This window comes from Rhizobium sp. BK312, assembly GCF_014193605.1.
Lineage (GTDB): Bacteria > Pseudomonadota > Alphaproteobacteria > Rhizobiales > Rhizobiaceae > Rhizobium.
Window position 1 is genome coordinate 622769 of sequence record NZ_JACHZP010000003.1, and the last position, 18765, is coordinate 641533.

Consider the following 18765-nt stretch of genomic DNA (forward strand, 5'->3'; position numbering starts at 1 on the left):
TTCCTTAGGGTTGTATCTAAAATTGCCGGAGGGAACATGCGCATACGTGCCACAATGGCGGCGAGCCTCGTCGCTATATCGACCATTCTATCGAGCTGTCAGACACCGCAGGAATCGGCGATGAATGCGGAAATGACCTGCCAGTCGCAAGGGTTCCGTCCGGGAACGCAGCGTTACAATCGCTGTGTCGGCGCGACTTATCAATCCAATCGCGCCCAGGCGCAACAGGCTGAAAACCAGGCCGCCGCTTTGGCTGCCGCCGGCATCATCGGCGGCGTTCTCGTCGGCGCCGCCGTCAGCGACAATCACCACCATCGCGGCTATTATGGTCGTCCTTACTATCGCCGCTGTTATCGCTGCTGGTAAGTGTGGTCCTTATCCGCGCCATGCAATGCTCCGTCGGCTCGCGCTGACGGAGTTTTCACGTCCGGGTCACAGCGAGGCCGTTAGTCTGGCGGGCTCATTTCCTGGCGGTTGACGAGCTTCACGCTTCGGTCCGGCTGGACGATGTACGTTTCGAGCACATCCTGGCCCCACTGGTTGGTGAAATGGTGCTGGAATTGCGAGCCGGGGGGTGAAAGTGTCAGCTTCATATGCGGTTGGCCGCCGTAGGTGATGCTGCCTGGAATGGGCTGCACCGTGTCCGTTGTGTTGCACGCGGCAAGCAGCGGTGCGCATATGATGAGAGCTAAGAGGGGCTTCATTGCCTTGACTTTCCGCGCACTTCCCACCTTGCGCAATCTGTCGCGCAACAAAGGCGGAAGGGCATCTATGAGTGTGGCTTCAAATCACTATATAGACATAATGACGGCGTGCTCGGCAGCAAGGTTTGCATGCAGATTTACTTCGCAGCGCCGCCGAATTTCGAAGGAGTCGCATATGTTTACGATTGCCAGATCGATAACTGCCGCTGGCTTTGGTCTTTTACTGGCGGCTGGCGCCGTCATGCCGGCGAATGCCATCACCATGCCGGCCCTGACCGTCCCTGCAACCGAACAGCCTGAGATCATCCAAGTTCGCGATCACGGCCACGGTCATGGGCATCACCACCACCATAATCGTTGGCGCAGCGGCCACCGGCTGCACGGCTCGGACAGCTATTATGACGACGATTCGGACAGCGGCGTGCTTTTCAAATCTTTCGTGACCGGCACTCTGTTTAACAGCCAGCGCTCGCAGAGCTATTACGGAAGCCATGCGCGTGACTGCGCAAGCCGCTACCGCTCGTATCGCCCCTCGGATAACACTTATCAGCCGAGCCATGGACCGAGGCAGCTGTGTCGCTGAGCGCCAACTTTTTCTGAGCAGGCCGCTACTTTTCGCTTGCGTCGGGAAACGCTAAACTCTAAACGAAACAAGCCGTTTCGGCAGGTCGGGGCGTAGCGCAGCCCGGTAGCGCACTTGACTGGGGGTCAAGGGGTCGCTGGTTCGAGTCCAGTCGCCCCGACCATTTATCTCCTTGAACTCCCAATCGAATTTTTGAAAATCAGCTACACCAGGATGTCGCCTGGCCGGTCCAGCGGCGCGCGAGGCCTTCCGACACCATCTGGTCTCCGAGCGAGCGCCCCGCGCGCATGGCAATGCGCAGCTTGCCGCCATTCGGGTCGTCGCGGCGGTTGCTGCCGGAAAGCACGAAATTTCCATCGTTGAGAATGGCCTGGAGGCGAAGCTTTGCGGCCACGCCTCGCTGCTTTTCGCTGGGGCAGCGCGCGGTCCCGGCATCCGGGACGTCGATATCGGCCAGCTGGATTCTGATGCCGTCCTGCCAGAAAGTATTGCCGTCAACGACGCAATTGGTCCCGGAGCCGGCGCCGCAAAGCACGAAGCGACCGCCGGACTGGGCTCGCAAGCTGGGTATGGGCCGTTCGACCGGTATCTTGTTGACCGGCATCGCCACCGGAATGGCGGCGGGCGGCACTGGCAGGGAAGATTCGGCTCGAGGCTCGGGTGTGATCGCCGCCGTCTTTATCTGCGGCTTCGCCGCCGGCACCGGCGCGTCCCTAGCCATATGAGGCATGCCGGCAACTGCTCCGGCATGCGCCAGCATCGACGGCATATCCTTGCGATGCTCATAGGCGTAGAGGCCGGCTACCGTTGCCAGGCCGACAACGCCCCACAGCCACATCGAATTGCCCGCCTTGGACTGCGGCTTGCGCCGCGTGCGTCGTTTCGCTTTCGCCATGGTATCGTCCCTCAATTGCGAGGGGGATTATCGCCGCCATTTCTTACCGATCCGTTGGCTTTGGCGGAGATCATGAACTGCGATGGGCAAGGCTACTTCGCGGCCGCTGTCGGCGGCTTCAGTTTCACCGACATCGTCACCTGTCCATTGATGGAAAGTCTCGTGCCGCGATTGTCGAGATTGTTGACCGCGCTATTGCTCGACAGAGCACTGATCTCGCAGGCATCCGCAATGGTGTCGAGCAGGGTGGCGCAGCTGCCGGCCGCAATCTTGTAGAAGGATTTCAAGGCCTTCTCCTGCTGCTCCTCGCTGTCTCCATCCGCAACCGGATAGGAAATCGATATTCCGGATTGAACGGAAATATATCCTTCGGGCGGCTGGCGAGGATTGCGTAGCGGAAGGTTCGAGAAGTTTTGTGCGACTGCGGGCAGGGCCATCGTTGCCAGCGTCACGCCGAGAGCGGTCCGAATCAGAAATTTGGTCATCATTGTGCCTCCGTTTTTCCGCTTGTCGCATAAGCAGATAAAGGCTCGGTGATGCCATAACTTAAAATTGTACCTTCGCTCGACTTTCCGTAAAATTTGCGAATCAGAAATACTTCGCGCCGAAATGCTTCCTTGCCAACCCAATACGCAAGGAGCATAGTCCAGCCTTATCGTCGGAAGTGAAACGGGTGCCGGCGAAGTACTGCGTGCTTTTGCCCGAACGGACAACGAGACGCGCAAATGCTGGACACACCTATACATCCACGAGATCTGCCGCTGTTTTCAGACGATTTGGACCGTCTCGAGAAGGTACTGGACACCGTCTGCAAGGACCGTGGCATGAACCCTCGCAGCCTTGAGGCAGAGCGCCTCGGCGCGCTGATCATCCAGCTCTATCGCCAGGGCGTGAAGGATGACGCAAAGCTGCTCGCCCTTGCGCGGGCTTATTTCTGACACAGCTGCGGTTTTTTATGGCCGAAAATCTAATCGATTTAAGCTGATTTCACATAGCTGCAATGATGCATTGTGCCTGTTCTAAGCGGACAAGGTTCCTTATATTTGCTGCATTGCACAAAGAGATTCGATTTCTCGATATCACTGATTCTCGAAAGGAACAGTGCGCGTCAGCCAGCAGCGGGATAATACCGATCGCGGCTGACGTGGATGGAAAGGTCCATGATGAATTTTAAAGTTCCAAGCCGGCTTCGCCGCTTGCTTGTCGATTCCGTTGAGCTGCCGCGGCTCCAGTTTCCGATGACGCAGCCGCAATCTCAGCCGGCACGCCGTCGTGTTTCCACACGTCCTTCCGCCCAGCGGCTGACCGAAGTTCTGTGGTTCGGCCGCAATCCCGGCAATCTGCGCATGCTCGAATATGTGCCGCCTGGTGTGAAGGCGCCGATGCCGCTCGTTGTCGTTCTGCACGGCTGCCATCAAAATGCAGAGGATTTCGATCGCGCGAGCGGCTGGACGGCACTTGCCCGTCAGCATGGGTTTGCGGTGCTTTTTGCAGAGCAAAAGGCTTCGAACAATCCCAATCTCTGTTTCAACTGGTTTCGCCCGAGCCTGGTCACGCGCGATCGCGGTGAACTCGGCTCTATCAAAGAAATGATCGATTTCAGCCGCCGTCTGCATGCGATCGACGACAGCAGGGTTTTCGTCATGGGCCTCTCGGCTGGGGGTGCTATGGCCGCCGCATTGCTCGCGACCTATCCGGAGCTGTTTGCCGCGGGTGCCATCATCGGCGGTCTGCCTTTCGGCGCTGCCCGGGACGCCATGTCGGCGCTCGACGTTATGAAGCGCGGCTCAAGCCGCCCGGCCGAAAAGTGGGGCGAGCTTGTGAGCGAAGTGTCGCCCGATGCCGCTCGCTTTCCGGTCGTTTCCATCTGGCATGGCGACGCCGACGAGGTGGTATCCTTTGCCAATGCGGAGGCCTCCGTGGCGCAATGGCTTGCCGCACGCGAGCGTCCGCGCACTAAGGGTCGACTGCGTCTCTTCGAGGGCGGCGAACGGCGTGAGTGGCGCGACGACTACGGTCATCTGATTTTGGAACTGGTGACGCTGACCGACCTCGGGCATGGCCTGCCCGTCGGCTCGATCGTTGAAGGTTGGGAACCGGCCAACGATACTGAACGCTACATCTTGCCGGCTGCGCTGTCGGCGCCTGAAGAGCTTGTCAAAAGCTGGAAGCTTGGAGCCTGAGGCAGATAAGCGAAATCGTGCAGCTGTCTTACGTCCGGAATTGCTAGAAACAAAGAGGTCAAGCGGTTCGGAGCCTGCGCAAAAAGCTGATCCGCTCTGGAGGTCGCAACCCTGCCTCAGCCCTCAATCGTCATTGGTGGCATTCAGGTTCTCAGGCCGAATGCCATCATCGTCGGACCAGTGCTTGAAGCGAATGCCGGGGCCACCCGGGCCGTCGCTGCCACCAGCGAGGAAAATCACGCCATGGTTCTCGAGGACGGAGCGGATTGCCGCAAGCGCTCTCATGTCCGCCGAACTGCCCCCTGTTTCCAAGGCTTCGATCGTCGAAGCCGGTAGTTTGCTCTCACTGGCAAGCGTCTCCACCGTCAGTCCGAGCATGGCGCGCGCGCCGCGCAATTGTGCTGAAGTAATCATGAGTTAAGTCTATCGCATCGGCTCGAAAAGCGGAACCGATTTCGCACGAAAATCCGATGCGAGTTTAGAGGGCCGACGCGCTTTTCCTCCGGCCTTTGATTGCATCGCTGAAGTGGGAACTTGCCAGTTCCAGCGGGGCGGGGAAGGGTTGACCGAGCAGGTCGTAATAGATCTTCTCGGTCGCATGGGCCATGCCGGCAAGCGTATAGCCATCCTTGCGGCGACGAGCTTCAGCGGTGAAACTTGCAAGCCGTGCCGGGTCAGCAAGCCTCGCCATCGCGGCCGCCAATGCTTCAGGATCATCGCTGTTTGGCACGATATAACCGTTTCTACCATGTTCCAGCACCGTGCGCGCCCCCCCGACATCGGCGAGCAGCAGCGGCTTGCCTGCGGCAGCCGCTTCCAGCATCACATAGGACATAGCTTCGTAGCGGCTGGGCATGACGACGACATCGACGGCGTCTATGGCGGTTACACCACGCACGCTGCCATCGATGCGGGCACGATCTTCAAGCCCGGCTGCCCTGATCATCTCTCTTGTTGTATCGGCGAGCTCGCCGATCCCGATCATCAGCAGATGCGCTTGCGGCAAGTGGGGTGCTATCCGCGCAAAAGCTTCGACTAGGCGCTCCGGCGCCTTCTGTCGCGTCATCCGTCCGACAAAGCCGAAGAGCAGGGCGTCCTGTGGAATGCCATAGCGTCTACGGATGGCCGTCCGCTGGCTGATGGGCCGCGCGTTTACGCCGTTGACGACGACGCGCAGTCGTTTTTCCGGGATGCCGAGCGACAGGGCATGATCATATTCGTCCTGGGAAACGCAGATCAGCCGGTCCGTCAAAAAAGTCCCGAGAAGACGCTCGATGCCGCCATAGATCAGGCGGCCTTTCGAACCTAGCGTCGGGTCCATGGTGCGAAAGGCATGCGGTGTGTAAAGAACAGGCACATGCCGCCCCGGCGGCCGCAAGCGCGTGAGAGCGCCGGCCTTGGAGCTGTGACCGTGGATCAGATCGAACGGCCCGTGAATGGCGGCGAGCTTGCGGAGCTGCCACCATGCAGTCAGGTCCCAGGGGCCGGGAGCTCGCCGCATGGCAAGCGGAATGACATTGTCCAGGCCCATATTTTCCAGCTCAGCGACGAAGGCGGGCTCGGCACGCACCGGGGAATAGATGGCGGTCACGAAATGGCCGCGATGCTGCATGGCCCGGCACAGATCGAGAAAATGTCGTCCGGAGCCGCCGCCGCTCGGTTCGAGAACCTGCAGCAACGACAGGCGTTTGACGTTGGTGCGAATGTTCACCGCGCAGCTTCCCTTCTGCTCAAGTCACGCTGATATTTCTGTTCCAGGGCACCGCAGCCCCAGACGATGCCGATCAGCATGTAAAGATGGCGCCAATGGTCGGTATCGATGACGTTGCCGATGCCGACATGGCCGAGAATGACGATCCAGGCGATCATCAGGTAGGGCTGCCAGGGACGTTCCCTCAGCAGGTTGCGGAAGCCGATATAGATGGTCCAGCAGATCATGCTAACCCAGCAGAAGAAGCCGAGCCAGCCATAGGTGGTCAGCGTCTTCAGCCAAGTATTGTGCTCGTCTTCTTCGAACATCTGACCGAAAACCAGCGGCCCTATGCCGAACGGCCGCTCCATCGACAGAGAGAAGCCGAGACTATGGCGCTCGAAGCGGCCGAGATGTCCGCCGTCATATTCCTGCACCAGCTGGAGGCGCGTGGAAAACAGGTCGCTGACCTGCGGAAACTGCAGCGCAATGACGAGCAGGACGACCATGAGGATGATCGCCGTCAGCGACATCACCAGGATGCGCAGCCGGAACTTGTTGCTGCGGTGCTTCAACAGCATGCAGAAGATCAGCATCGCCGAGGAGAAGGCAAACAGAGCCCAGGCTGCACGCGAAAAGGACAGGAAGATGCCGAAGGCCAGGACGAGAAGGCATGCCGCCTTGATGGGAGCCTTTTTCAAATCGCCGATCAAAAGGCCGTGGACCAGATAAAGACTGGGCGCTGCCAGATAGGGCCCAAAGACATTCGGATCCTGGAAGGCGCCCTTGGCACGATCATAGAGGGTGAAGATGTCGAAGCCCGGAACGGCATGAAAATAGCCGAGGATACCGAGGCTGGCAGTGATCAGCGCCGCCACCACCCATGTATTGAAAATCAGCTTCAGCCGTCGTTCGCTATCTTCAATGATGGCCGCGTAGAAGATTGAGCTCAACGCGAGGAAGGTGGAAACGGCAATGTAGATGGGGCCACCGAGATGGTTACCGGCGGCGAGGTCATGCATCTGCGTGATCGAGAGCATCCCGCCGACATTGAACGTCAGGAACAAGGCCAGAAGCGGCGCGACGCTGCGCGAGATTTTCAACCCGAGAATGAACCATGCGCCGATCAAAAAGGCGAGCCACAGCTCGTAGGGCGCGGGCTCCGCGATGACGAAGCCCGACAGGAATACGCCCACAGCGACGCTCGCCGTGCCTATCAGTCGCAATGCAACAAGCTGCGGCTGCGCGACGCGGGGTGATGGCAGGTCGATCGCGCTCAATATGCATTTTCCGTATTGAGCAGACGGAATGGCGTCAGGAACAGGATTTTCAGATCGAACAGCAGCGACCAGTTCTCGATATAATAGAGATCGTAGGCCGTACGGAACTTGATCTTGTCGTCGCTGTCGATCTCGCCACGCCAGCCGTTGATCTGCGCCCAGCCGGTCACGCCCGGCTTTACGCGATGGCGCGCGAAGTAACCTTCGACCACGTCGGCATAGGTGCGGTTATGGCTGGCGGCAAGCACGGCATGCGGCCGCGGGCCGACGAGCGAGAGGCTTCCGAGCAGCACGTTGAAGAGCTGCGGCAACTCGTCGATCGACGTCTTGCGGATGAAGCGGCCGACGGGGGTCACGCGCGGGTCGTTCTTGGTCACGGCATTGCGAGCCGACGGATCGCTCATATGCGTGTACATCGAGCGGAACTTGAACACGTTGATGATCTCGTTGTTGAACCCGTGGCGCTTCTGCATGAAGAACACCGGTCCCCTCGAGGTCGCCTTCACGGCAATCGCAGCCCCCAGCATGATCGGCCAGACAAGGGCGAGCGCGACCACGCTGAAGAAGATGTCGAAGATGCGCTTGGCAACGCCATCCCAGTCCCGGATCGGCTTGTTGAAGATGTCGAGCATCGGCACGGCGCCGACATGCGAATAGGCGCGGGGGCGGAAGCGCAGCTTGTTGGCATGCGCCGCCAGTCTGATGTCGACGGGCAGCACCCAAAGCATTTTCAGCAATTGCAGAATACGGTCTTCGGCGCTGATTGGCAGCGCGATGATCAGCATGTCGATGCGCACGAGCCGCGCGAACTCGACCAATTCCGCTACCGTGCCGAGTTTCGGATAGCCGGCCACCATAATGGGAGAACGCTTTTCGCCACGATCGTCGAAGATGCCGCAGATACGGATATCGTTGTCCGGCTGATGTTCGAGGGCGCGAATGAGTTCCTTTGCCGGTTCGCCGCCGCCGACGATGACGGCGCGCCGCTCCATGACGCCGTTGCGGGCCCAGTGGCGAATGCCATAAGCGAAGAGCAGGCGTGCCACGAGAAGGAAGCCTGCGCCGGCTGCGAACCACAGACCGAGGAGGGGGAGAGAATAGATATTATTGATGTCGAATGGGATCAGGGCGATGACCATGACCGCAAAGGCCGCCGCCCAAGCCCCGAGAATCCTGTGCAGGTAATGGTGAGGCGAGCGCAGAACCGGGATCTGATAGGCATCCGCAATCTGCAGGAAGGCAATGGCGAGGCCGCAGAGTGCGAGCGTCACCACGCCCTTCGACAGGAAGGGATGATTGTCCGATGTGCCAAAAAGGAGAATTGCAAGCCCGAATGCGAGCAGCGATAGAAATTCGAACAACCGGTATTGTCCGACGATGATGGACGGGGACTGGTTGGTTTCGCGAAACTGTTCGGCGATTTGGCGCGCATAGATATTCATTCCGCCGGGACGATCGCCCGGCGTTTCGCCGGCACCGCGCGTGCGGATTTCCGAAACCTGCTTGCGAAGATTGTCCAAGTTGAGCTGCTCGGACTTTTCGGTAGTGTTCATGACAGCTTATCCGATCGTTATCGGACAAGGCCTACCAGATATCAGCTAAGAAACACTTACAACACTTAGCTGTATTCTAACCGTCGCTATCCAGGCCAAGTATATTTTGATACAGGTGCAAAGTATCCCGTGCCATGGCTGAGGCGGAAAAAATCGATCGGATCGTCCCGATATCGGGCATGTTGCGAGCGCCCCATAGCGGTTCTGTGATCGCTTCAGCCATGATGCGTGAGAGGTCGTCGGCATCTTCCGGTTTGGCGAGTGCGGGACTGTTATCGCCAAGCGCTTCCGCAACGCCGCCGACCCGCGAAGCAATCACGGTCTTCCCGGCTGCGAGTGCTTCCAGAACGATATAAGGCATGGCTTCGGCGCGCGAGGGAACCACGACATTCTGGGACACCGCAAAGGCTTCCTGCACGCGCATGGCCGGCAGCATTCCAATCCGGTGACCAAGCCCCCGCTCGACCATCATCCGATGATATTTGTCTCTGTCCGGCCCGTCGCCGATCATCAGCGCGGAAAGCGGCCTCCCGATCCGCCGTTCCGTTTTCGCAAAGGCGTCAACGAACAGATCGGGACCTTTGAGGTCCCGCAGCATGCCGATATAGACGAAGTGCACGGAGTCCGATCGTGTCGGTATGATGCGGAAATCTCTTTCGCTGATGCCGTTATAGATCATAACCGAGCGGGTGCGCGGTTTGCCGATCTTTGCTTCATAGGTGCGGCGTTCGAAATCGCAAATGAAGATTAGCCCGTCGGTCAAAAATTCCAGCATCCGTTCCAGACTATGGACAAGTACGCCCTGGAAGGAGCGACGGGGAAAATGCAGGCTTCCGCCATGCGCGGTGTAAAGGCGGGCTACGCGATACCTGTTGACCCGCAGGATCGAGCCGAGAACGCGCGCAAGCAGGCCGCCCTTGGCGCCGTGCCCGTGCAGCACATCTGGCCGCAAACTCTTGATTTCCTTGTAGCTGCTCCAAAGTGTCGTGGCATCCGTGAGGGTAATTTGCCGCCGGATCGGCAGGCGAACGATGCCGAGAGCGAGGAAGGGTGCTATGTCGTCGAACAGGCGATCCTCATGCTCGCCGCCCGTCAAGCTGTCGCAAAGTATGCCAACCTCGTGCCCCGCCTTGCTCTGTTCCTCCGCCAGATCCCGGACATGGCGGAAGACCCCGCCGACCGGCGACCTAAAGCAATGAAGGATTCGAAGCGGTCGGGTCATGAGCGGTCGCGGTTAGAACAACCGCTCTCTGACATAGATGGTGTCGCCCGCTAGCACCGGATCGGAAATGCCAACCCGTCCAGTCATGACATGACCGTTGATCTTGCGGGTGACATCCGCGTTGAATTGGTTGGCCCGGCTGGTGAACCCGCCTGCGACCGCGATGGCATTCTGGATGGTCATGCCCGGCACATAGGAATATTGGCCCGGCTGGCCGACTTCGCCCATAATATAGACCGAGCGATAGCGGTCGATGTCGATGGTGACGTCGGGATCGCGAATATACCCCTGGCGAAGTTTCTGCGCGATCTGGCCGGAGAGCTGCTGCAGCGTGCGACCGCGGGCAGCGACCTGGCCGATCAGCGGGAAGGCGATATAGCCGGCTTGGTCGACAGTATAGGTGTTGGTCAAGCCGGCTTGGTCGAACACGGTCACCCGCAACCGGTCGCCGCTATCAAGGGTATAGGGCTGGATCGTGGCCTCGTTGAAGGCCTTGGGAGCCGGTTGATAGGTGTTGCAGCCGGTGAGCGCGGCGCTCACGGCAGCCATGCCGAGTGCAAGGACAATCTTTGGCTTTGCGAAGGGCATTTCGCGCTCATTAGAAAGGGAAGGACACTGCTGTCGTTATCGATCCGTTAGGGTTAACGGTCGGTAAAGAGCAAATGAAAATCCGGGAAAAAATTAGCGACATCAAAAATAATGCTGGCGAAATACTATTAACGCTTGGGTTACTATAGTCGTTTACGATTAATTCCGGCTTTCTATTACGGAGTTTTGCATATGTCCGGTGTCAACAGCACCCAGCAGGATGTGGACATCGATCTCGCTCAGCTCTTTCGCGCTGTGTGGCAGCGGCGGGTGCGTGTCATCGCCATCACGCTGGCCGGCGCGTGCGCGGCATTTGCGATTGCCAAGGTCATGGCGCCGGAATATCGCAGCGAGGCCCGCATCCTCATCGAGCAGCGCGCGCCGGCCTTCGCAACGACGACGTCTGGCAATGATGCCGGTGCTGGACCTCTGCTGGACGAGCTGAACATTGCCAGCCAGGTGCAGATCCTGCAGTCGGCAGATCTGGTGAAACAGGTCATCACCAATCTCAAGCTCTACGATCGGCCGGAATTCGCCGCCGGCAACAATAGTTCCGCGATCTCGGATATCCTGATCAAGCTGCATCTGAGACAGCCGGCGGCAGATAAGGCACCGGAAGAGCGGATGCTGGACGCCTTCACCAGTCGCCTGCAGGTCTATCAGATCAACAGCTCGCGCGTGATCGGCATCAGCTTCACGTCCCGCAATCCGGATCTTGCCGCCAGCGTGCCGAATGCCATGGCGCAGGTCTATCTGTCGATGCAGAGCGGAGCCAAGCTCGATTCCAACAGCGAGGCGACCCGCTGGCTGGAGCCGGAGATCGCCAAGCTGCGCGACAAGGTCAGCGAGGCCGAAAAGAAGGTTGCCGATTATCGTTCCGCCAACGGGCTTTTGCAGACCAGCCAGAACAGCAATTTCGCCACGCAGCAGCTTGCAGATATTTCGACGCAGCTGGCGCAGGTGCGCGGCGACAGGGCCAATGCTGAGGCGAGGGCGCAGGCGGTGCGCAGTGCGCTGTCCAGTGGCCGCTCCACGGATACGCTTGCCGATGTCGCGGGATCGCAGGCAATTCAGCGGCTGAAGGCGACCCAGTCGAATCTGGAGTCGCAGATCTCCGATCTCTCCACGACGCTAATGGATGGACATCCGCGACTGAAGAGCCTGCGGGCGCAGCTCGCCGATATCCGTCAGCAGATCGAGCGGGAGACGCAGAGGATTCTGGCAAGCATCGAGAATGAAGCGAAGGTGGCGCAACTGCGCGAGCAGCAGCTCCTCGCCCAATCCAACACGCTGAAGGCCGACAGCGCCCGGGCAGGGGAGGACGAAGTCGGCCTCAACGCGCTGGAACGTGAAGCTACGGCCGAGCGGCAATTGCTCGAGACCTATCTCGCCCGTTATCGTGAGGCGGCCTCTCGCGTCGACAAGAATTCCAGCCCTGCCGATGCGCGCATCGTTTCCACTGCGGTTGAGCCGGTCGATCCATCTTTCCCGAAGGTCGGCCCGATCGTCGTCGTCGCAACACTTGCCACCTTTCTCCTGACGGCCATCGTCATCATGCTTTCGGAGCTGTTCAGCGGCCGCGCGTTGCGGCCTGTCGGTTCTGCCCGCAAAGAAGATGCCGTCCTGCTGGAGATAGCGAAGCGTGCTCAAACCGTCCCCGCGCCGGCGCCGGTTTGGCCAGTCACGCGAGCAAGCAGTGTCGAGGCGCCCACAAGCATGCTCTCGGTCCCAGCAGAAGAGATCCCGGTTCAGGTCGCGAACACCGCAGTTGCTCCGGAGGCAGCAATTGCCTTGGGTGCCGCAATCGCTCCGGACCATGAACCCAGGCAGGCTGTTCACGCAGCGGAGGAAGAGGAGGATTTCTCCATCCAATCCGTCGCCGACTATCTGATCGACAGCGGCTCGCGACTTACTATCGCGATATCTCCGACCGGTGACAATGGTTCGACAGCGACCGTGATGCTGGCGCGGACCATCGCCGATGCAGGCTGCCGCATCGTGCTGGTCGACATGACCGGCACAGGATGCCCCTCGAAGCTGATGGCCGAGCACGACGAACTTCCCGGTGTAACCGATCTGCTATGCAGTGAAGCGGCCTTTGGCGATACGATCCATCCGGATCGCCTGTCGGACGCTCATATCGTGCCCCAGGGCATGAGCGATCTTGCGCGCGCCATGCGGGGTGCCGACCGCCTGTCACTGATCCTCGATGCCCTGAACTCGGCCTATGACATCGTTCTGGTGGAATGCGGGGCGGCCGAGGTCTCCGGCGTCGCGCGGCTGACGCGCAGCAAGGAGACGGAAATCGTCCTCTCCATGCCGGAGCCGGATGAAAGCCAGTTCATTGCAGCCATGACGGAATTCCAAAAGGCCGGCTACGAACACATCATCCTAATGTCCGGCTGGCGCGAGGAGCATGATCCGGATACGCGTCGGGACGCCGCCTGATCAATCTGTGTCACCGCCATCAGCCGCTGGCGCGCCAGCTGCATGTCTCGCCCGCAGCTGCTGGATAAGGGAATAGAGCCTTCTATTGGACTTGATCGCCACTTTCGTTCGCGTCATGCTCCGGCTCGCCATTGCCGCAAGGCGTCCCACGCCTGAGACCGGCAGGAAAAGATCATGCTGCACAGTTTCCATTGGGCACCAGGAACGCTTGTAGGTCTGGTCACCGATGCCGAAGTCGAAGAGGGCGACGCCTTCGCGATGCAGCCGCTCGATCATCAGCCAGAACAGCAATTCGCCGGGGCTTGCGTCAGCAACCACAGCCTCGTCGATGGAAGCAAACTGGCAGATGACGTGACCTCCCTTGCGGGAGAGGGCGGCGATGGCTGGAATATGGCCCTCATGCTCGCCTTTGAGCTGGAGCGCATGCATCTGAAGTGTCGCGCCGATGCCATCGCTGTGGCGTCGGTGTAACATGGCGTGCAGCGCAGCCTTGATCCGGGCATCCTTGAACGCGTCAGGCAAGCCGGCATCCTTGAAGCGGGTCGCCTTCTGTCGGAAGAAAAGATCGAGAAGCGCATCTTGCTGGTCGGGACCGGCAATCAGATATTCATAACCGCCTCTTGCGTCGAGAAGCCGGCTCTGATGCTTGAACTTCTTGCGCCGACGCTTGGCATTCACCTGCTTCAGGCTTGCTTCGAAACTGTCGAGGAAGGGCAGCTGAAAAGCACGGTTCTGGTTTTCGATCATCGTCAGCGAGGCGAGGGGGCTTTTGCGACCGCGCCATTCGAGCGGGATATTGCGCAGGATGACAACATCCGCCTTGCCGCGCAAAGCCGCGGATATGGCGTTCACCTGAACGGAGGTCAGTGGACCGTCCGCCAGAAACAGGGCTGAAAACAGACCGGTATTAATATTGTTGTGGTGGCCTCCGATGAACTCGGCCCGTCTTATCCCGTGACTGCGGATGATCTCGAGCGGCAGGATGAAGGCGACATGATTTCCGATGGAGCCCCTAACGATGGCGAGAGGGCGTTTGAAGTTCTCCGCCCATGCTGCACACCAGTCATAGCTCTGATGCAGCGAGTTAAGGTCGTCCTGTTCCAGCGCGCGCCATTCGGCTTCAAGCGGTGCCATGCTGTCGAAGATGTCGACCTGCAGATGAACGGTGGGCGCAGGCTCCATCTCGATCGACGCAATCTGCTCACCGGCTGCGGCGGTGATGCTGGCGATATCTCGCGTCTGGGTCTGCATCCGATCTTCTCCGCTCCGGCGGTATTCGGACGCAGTCTGGCGGCCAACGGCTTATTTTTGGCTTAATATGAGACATTCGCGCGGGATAAGGCACGGATCAAGGTTAGCCTAATGTAAATCGCGTCGGGGCGAGCGCTATTGCGGGCGTGGCCCGGCCATCCACTTGATGATGCCCATTGCCGGCAGCACCCAGATGATGCCGCTGAGAAAGAAATACAGGAAATGTACCCAGCCGGGTTGATCTGCGAGCGTTCGCACTGCAACGATCATGGCGACGATCGCATAGATTGCAACCAGCAGCACGAGCAAGATCATGCCAATGAATTTGCGCAGGCGAAGGGGCACGGGGTTTTCTCCTCATTATGACAACATGCCGCGACGGCATGCCGCAAACTCCCGGGACTTGTTTTGCACGCCCCTATCGGGCAAATCAACAGCCTGATCGAAGGGAGAAGCCATGGCTGCCACTAATTTCACGACCGAACAGGCAATTTTGAAGGAAGTGGCCCGTCAGGACCGCAATCGCCGCGCCATCCGCATCTGGCTCGCCTGCGTGCTTCTGGTTCTCTTCGCTCTCGTGCTGGTGGGTGGTGCGACGCGCCTCACCAATTCCGGCCTGTCGATCACGCAATGGCAGCCGATCCACGGTGTCATCCCGCCGCTGAATGCGCAGGAATGGCAAGACGAATTCGATCTCTACAAGCGTATTCCGCAATTCCAGATCCTGAACAAGGATATGACGGTCGAGGAGTTCAAGATCATCTTTTGGTGGGAGTGGGCGCATCGCCTGCTGGCGCGCACCATCGGCGTCATTTTCGGCCTGCCGCTGCTGTTCTTCGTCCTGACCGGCCGCGTCGAGCGCAAGCTCTGGCTGCCGCTTGCCGGCATTTTCGTGCTCGGTGGCCTTCAAGGTGCGATCGGCTGGTGGATGGTCTCCTCGGGGCTGGAAGCACGCACCGACGTCAGCCAGTACCGGCTTGCCACCCATCTCGTCACCGCCTGTCTGATCTTTGCCGCCTGCATGTGGTTCATGCGCGCCCTGTCGCCGCATTCGAACGAGCCGCCGCCAACCCGCCATTCGGCAAAGCTCGCCGGTTTGATCGCCTTCATGGCCTTGTTTCAGATCTATCTTGGCGCGCTCGTCGCCGGTCTCGATGCAGGCCTCAGCTACAATACCTGGCCGCTGATGGATGGAGCCGTCGTGCCCAGCGATCTCTTCATACAGTCACCGGGCTGGATCAATTTCTTCGAGAATCCGAAGATGGTCCAGTTCGTTCACCGTCTCGGTGCCTATGCGCTCTTCGCCATCGTCGCCATCAATATGATCATCTCGCTGCGCGCCGCGGCGCAAACGACGCATGCGCGCCGGTCCGTCGTTCTCTTCGTGCTTGTGCTGATCCAGGCGATCCTCGGCATTTCGACGCTGCTGCTGCATGTGCCGCTGGATTTGGCACTGGCGCATCAGGCCGGCGCCCTGATCGTCTTCGGCTTCGCGATTGCCAACTGGCGCGGTTTCTATGGTGAACTGCCGCGCCAGACATCGATCGTCGTGAGAGATTGAGGCGCTTTGCGCCTCAAATCCGTTTAGCGTGCGGAAGCGACACTTGCTGCCGAAGACATCCGCGAGACGACTTTCAGCCGCTTGATTTCGCCACGCCGGAAGGCGGCGAGGAAGCGATTGTAATCCTTGAAAACCACGCAGCCGTTCGATTCGGCACGGCCGCCTCTGAGCATGTATGTGTGAGCCAGCAGGCCGTCGCGGCCGTAGACGCGAGCGCCGCCTGAGGGCGTCAGGCGCAGCGCCTGCACGCCGTGAAACAGGCTTTCCCGGTAGGTCAGGTTATAAGTTTCGGGCGGCGTCGGGCCGGTGTTTTTGCGATCGACATAGCGGGGATTGTCACGCATGTGGCCGAGGCCGGAATGGGCTTCGAGGCGCTCGCCGCTCGGCAGGTAAACAGTCTTCGCCTCGATGTCGTAGATCGCCGTGCCTGGTCCGGGGCTGATGGCGGCAAACGGATTAATGAAGGGCTTCGCCTTGCGAACGGAACTGTCATCCGGATCGGCATAGGCCATCATGCGTGATGGCGGCTGTGCGGTCGTTTCGCTTCCCGTTGCCCTGGCGATGGCGCTTGTGGCGCTGGCCCGTTGCACGGGCGTTTCGCGGGCAGGGCGCGTCATGGGAATGACGTTCAGCACGGCTTCCGCCACTGCAATGTCGGCGTCTTTCGCAGGCACCGGCTTTGCTTCCGCTATGGCGGGCAGACTGACCTCAGGAGCCGCGGAAGCAACCGCCGCCGGCTCCTCCGTGGTTTTCAGCGGGCCTGCGGCCGGCATCAGGGCGGCTGCATATTTTGCCGGACTCAGCGATTGCACTGCGGTTGCGAAATTGATCGCGATCACCTTGCGCAGATGGTCAATCGTCTCAGGCGAAGCCGCGGCTACTTCGAGACGGCCGCTCTTGATGCTGGCGGCCGCAATCTGAGCCTGCTTCATATCCGACGTCTGCTGTGCGAGTGCGTATGCGAGTTGCGCACGAACCGCATCCGTCCTGCCAGCTTTCGTTTGAACCTCTGCAGCCGCGACGTTGCCGAAGCGGCTTTGCCCATGCAGCGAAGTGGTCTGGCTCGCATAGCGGGCAGGGTGGGCCACGTGGCTTTGCGGAACGATGAAGGCCGATGCTCGCGGCGCCAGGAAGCTGTCGGTCGATGTCGCCGCGCCGGGAAGCGACAGCACCATCGATTGCGTCGTCATCAGCGTCGCAGTGACCCAGGCGAACGCCGCGACTGCGACGCCGGTGGCTAGGGTGCCGGGACGGATGCTGAGGGATTTTTTCGATCGCGAGGCGTAGCCGGAGCGCGAATTGAAGTTACCGAACGTTTCGGTCACGAACGCCATGATACTCGTTATCCAACCTACACAGACACTGAACCGGCTCAAGAACGCACACGTGCCCTAACGCGGAAATCGCGTTCGGTCGCCAACTTGCCGGCTGTCTGGAAGCATGCCGAATTATGGTAACCAATTCCTTTACGATGGCTCATTCTTGGATATTCATTGAAAAAAGGGATAGTTTGAACGCCCCACCTATTCGGACAAGCAAAGCCGTTAAAGAGCAAATCCGGCCGACAATTGGTCGCAAGCCCAACGGTTGTTCACTTTTCCGTGTAGGTTCCGCTAATTTAGGGCAACGGCAAAAATAAGGCCGAGTACGGCAGCGGAGCCTAAATTGCGCAAAACTGCTTTTGACGTGAAAAGGCCCGGTCTGAATAAACAGGCCGGGCCTATCGAATTTCAATCCGCGTTGGACTGAGCTACGCGCTCAGCATCAGATCCATATTCTGTACGGCTGCACCCGATGCGCCCTTGCCGAGATTGTCGAGCAGGGCAACGAGATTGACCTGCGCTCCGCCCGGCGTGCCGAAGACGAAGAGCTTCATCGTGTCCTTGCCGGCAAGCTCGACGGCGTTGACGCGGGGCAGGGCGCGGCTCTCATCGAGCGAAACGACCTGAACGATATCCTGACCGGCATAATGCTCGACGAGCGCGGCATGAATGCTTTCCAGCGTCGAGCCTTCTGCGAGATCGCCGAGATGCAGCGGCACCTGCACGATCATGCCCTGCGGGAAGCGGCCGACGGAGGGGGAGAAGATCGGCGCGCGCTCCAGCAGGCCGTGCGTCGTCATCTCGGGCACATGCTTGTGGGTCAGCGGCAGGCCGTAGAGGAAATGCGGCGCGGTGATCGCATCCGGATGGTCCGGATTTTCCATCTGGGCGATCATCTGCTTGCCGCCGCCGGTGTAGCCGGACACTGCATTCACCGTCACGGGATAGTCCGTCGGAAGGATGCCGGCGGCGCGTAGCGGCCGGATGACGCCGATCGCACCCGTCGGGTAGCAGCCGGGATTGGCGACGAAACGTGCTGCCTTGATCTTGTTGCCCTGGTTGCTGTCCATCTCGGCAAAGCCATAGGCCCAGTCTGGATGGATGCGGAAGGCCGTCGAGGTGTCGATAACGCGGACGTTGTTGTTGCCCGCCACCATCTTCACCGCTTCCTTGGACGCGTCGTCGGGGAGGCAGAGGATGGCGATGTCGGCGCTGTTCAGCATGTCTTCGCGCATGGCGGCATTGCGGCGTTCGGCTTCGGGAATGGACAGCAGCTCGACATCGCGGCGGTCGGCCATGCGCGTGCGGATCTGCAAGCCCGTGGTTCCGTGTTCGCCATCGATGAAGATTTTCGGTGCCATCTTATTCCTGCTCTTTCAATAGGTTGAGAATGTTTCCGGACTCAGTTTGCCATGCAGTTGATTCAATTTCATAACGGCCGCTTCGGGAACGGCAGGGCGACTTTCGAAAACCGTCGCGCCTCTC

19 protein-coding genes and 1 tRNA gene are annotated in these 18765 nt (G+C 59.7%); 7 read left to right on the forward strand and 13 right to left on the reverse strand.

The window, feature by feature from the left end; translation table 11 throughout:
* Positions 1 to 36 precede the first annotated feature (36 nt).
* Positions 37 to 366, forward strand: a complete 330-nt coding sequence (locus FHT85_RS11660) for a hypothetical protein (RefSeq protein ID WP_069616257.1) — start codon at positions 37 to 39, stop codon at positions 364 to 366.
* Positions 367 to 446: 80 nt separating this feature from the next.
* Here FHT85_RS11660 and FHT85_RS11665 read toward each other — a convergent pair whose 3' ends face one another.
* Entirely contained in the window at positions 447 to 704 is a 258-nt protein-coding gene (locus tag FHT85_RS11665) for a hypothetical protein (protein WP_112337853.1), read from the reverse strand.
* Positions 705 to 879: 175 nt separating this feature from the next.
* Here FHT85_RS11665 and FHT85_RS11670 point away from each other — a divergent pair, with 175 nt between their 5' ends.
* Together FHT85_RS11670 and FHT85_RS11675 are read left to right on the forward strand one after the other, a co-directional pair.
* Positions 880 to 1287 (forward strand): BA14K family protein, encoded by a 408-nt coding sequence (locus FHT85_RS11670; RefSeq protein ID WP_112410627.1) that lies wholly within the window; start codon positions 880 to 882, stop codon positions 1285 to 1287.
* Positions 1288 to 1373: 86 nt separating this feature from the next.
* Positions 1374 to 1450, forward strand: a tRNA-Pro gene (locus tag FHT85_RS11675).
* 36 nt (positions 1451 to 1486) lie between these two features.
* Here FHT85_RS11675 and FHT85_RS11680 read toward each other — a convergent pair.
* Positions 1487 to 2182 (reverse strand): thermonuclease family protein, encoded by a 696-nt coding sequence (locus tag FHT85_RS11680; protein WP_112410626.1) that lies wholly within the window; start codon positions 2180 to 2182, stop codon positions 1487 to 1489.
* Positions 2183 to 2274: 92 nt separating this feature from the next.
* A complete protein-coding gene (locus FHT85_RS11685) occupies positions 2275 to 2670 on the reverse strand; it encodes a hypothetical protein (RefSeq protein ID WP_112337572.1) in 396 nt (131 codons plus the stop codon).
* Positions 2671 to 2907: 237 nt separating this feature from the next.
* Here FHT85_RS11685 and FHT85_RS11690 point away from each other — a divergent pair, with 237 nt between their 5' ends.
* Positions 2908 to 3120 carry a hypothetical protein gene (locus tag FHT85_RS11690; RefSeq protein WP_015339447.1) on the forward strand — a complete coding sequence of 71 codons (213 nt, stop codon included), beginning with the start codon at positions 2908 to 2910 and terminating at the stop codon, positions 3118 to 3120.
* Positions 3121 to 3342: 222 nt separating this feature from the next.
* Positions 3343 to 4365, forward strand: a complete 1023-nt coding sequence (locus FHT85_RS11695) for a PHB depolymerase family esterase (RefSeq protein WP_246779946.1) — start codon at positions 3343 to 3345, stop codon at positions 4363 to 4365.
* Between the two features lie 123 nt (positions 4366 to 4488).
* Here the strand turns inward: FHT85_RS11695 and FHT85_RS11700 are convergent, their stop codons facing one another.
* The 6 genes from FHT85_RS11700 to FHT85_RS11725 all read right to left on the reverse strand — a co-directional run bounded on the left by FHT85_RS11700 (position 4489) and on the right by FHT85_RS11725 (position 10698).
* Positions 4489 to 4779 carry a helix-turn-helix domain-containing protein gene (locus tag FHT85_RS11700; protein WP_112410625.1) on the reverse strand — a complete coding sequence of 97 codons (291 nt, stop codon included), beginning with the start codon at positions 4777 to 4779 and terminating at the stop codon, positions 4489 to 4491.
* A gap of 64 nt (positions 4780 to 4843) precedes the next feature.
* Positions 4844 to 6076, reverse strand: coding sequence for a glycosyltransferase (locus FHT85_RS11705; RefSeq protein WP_112410624.1), 1233 nt, complete (start codon positions 6074 to 6076; stop codon positions 4844 to 4846).
* Positions 6073 to 7335 carry an O-antigen ligase family protein gene (locus FHT85_RS11710; RefSeq protein ID WP_112410623.1) on the reverse strand — a complete coding sequence of 421 codons (1263 nt, stop codon included), beginning with the start codon at positions 7333 to 7335 and terminating at the stop codon, positions 6073 to 6075. Before FHT85_RS11710 ends, FHT85_RS11705 begins: the two co-directional genes overlap by 4 nt.
* Positions 7332 to 8888: an undecaprenyl-phosphate glucose phosphotransferase gene (locus tag FHT85_RS11715; protein WP_112337568.1), complete on the reverse strand. Its 1557-nt coding sequence runs from the start codon at positions 8886 to 8888 to the stop codon at positions 7332 to 7334. The genes FHT85_RS11710 and FHT85_RS11715 overlap by 4 nt, the downstream gene beginning before the upstream one ends.
* Positions 8889 to 8964: 76 nt before the next feature.
* The gene (locus FHT85_RS11720) at positions 8965 to 10110 is read right to left on the reverse strand and encodes a glycosyltransferase family 4 protein (protein WP_112410622.1); all 1146 of its coding nucleotides are present in this window, start codon (positions 10108 to 10110) and stop codon (positions 8965 to 8967) included.
* 12 nt (positions 10111 to 10122) lie between these two features.
* A complete protein-coding gene (locus FHT85_RS11725) occupies positions 10123 to 10698 on the reverse strand; it encodes a polysaccharide biosynthesis/export family protein (protein WP_112410621.1) in 576 nt (191 codons plus the stop codon).
* A 192-nt stretch (positions 10699 to 10890) separates the two neighbouring features.
* Here FHT85_RS11725 and FHT85_RS11730 point away from each other — a divergent pair, with 192 nt between their 5' ends.
* Positions 10891 to 13146 (forward strand): exopolysaccharide transport family protein, encoded by a 2256-nt coding sequence (locus FHT85_RS11730; RefSeq protein WP_112410620.1) that lies wholly within the window; start codon positions 10891 to 10893, stop codon positions 13144 to 13146.
* On the opposite strand, the gene FHT85_RS11735 is transcribed toward FHT85_RS11730, so the two are convergent.
* Together FHT85_RS11735 and FHT85_RS11740 are read right to left on the reverse strand one after the other, a co-directional pair.
* Positions 13147 to 14397, reverse strand: a complete 1251-nt coding sequence (locus tag FHT85_RS11735) for a GNAT family N-acetyltransferase (protein ID WP_112410619.1) — start codon at positions 14395 to 14397, stop codon at positions 13147 to 13149.
* Positions 14398 to 14532: 135 nt separating this feature from the next.
* Positions 14533 to 14742 (reverse strand): DUF2842 domain-containing protein, encoded by a 210-nt coding sequence (locus FHT85_RS11740; protein WP_015339457.1) that lies wholly within the window; start codon positions 14740 to 14742, stop codon positions 14533 to 14535.
* Between the two features lie 112 nt (positions 14743 to 14854).
* Here FHT85_RS11740 and FHT85_RS11745 point away from each other — a divergent pair, with 112 nt between their 5' ends.
* A complete protein-coding gene (locus FHT85_RS11745) occupies positions 14855 to 15958 on the forward strand; it encodes a COX15/CtaA family protein (protein WP_112410618.1) in 1104 nt (367 codons plus the stop codon).
* A 23-nt stretch (positions 15959 to 15981) separates the two neighbouring features.
* Here FHT85_RS11745 and FHT85_RS11750 read toward each other — a convergent pair whose 3' ends face one another.
* Together FHT85_RS11750 and argC are read right to left on the reverse strand one after the other, a co-directional pair.
* Positions 15982 to 17292, reverse strand: coding sequence for a DUF2778 domain-containing protein (locus FHT85_RS11750; RefSeq protein ID WP_112337562.1), 1311 nt, complete (start codon positions 17290 to 17292; stop codon positions 15982 to 15984).
* A 416-nt stretch (positions 17293 to 17708) separates the two neighbouring features.
* Complete coding sequence (gene argC, locus FHT85_RS11755; RefSeq protein ID WP_112410617.1) at positions 17709 to 18641, reverse strand: N-acetyl-gamma-glutamyl-phosphate reductase; 933 nt, start codon at positions 18639 to 18641, stop codon at positions 17709 to 17711.
* Positions 18642 to 18765 lie beyond the last annotated feature (124 nt).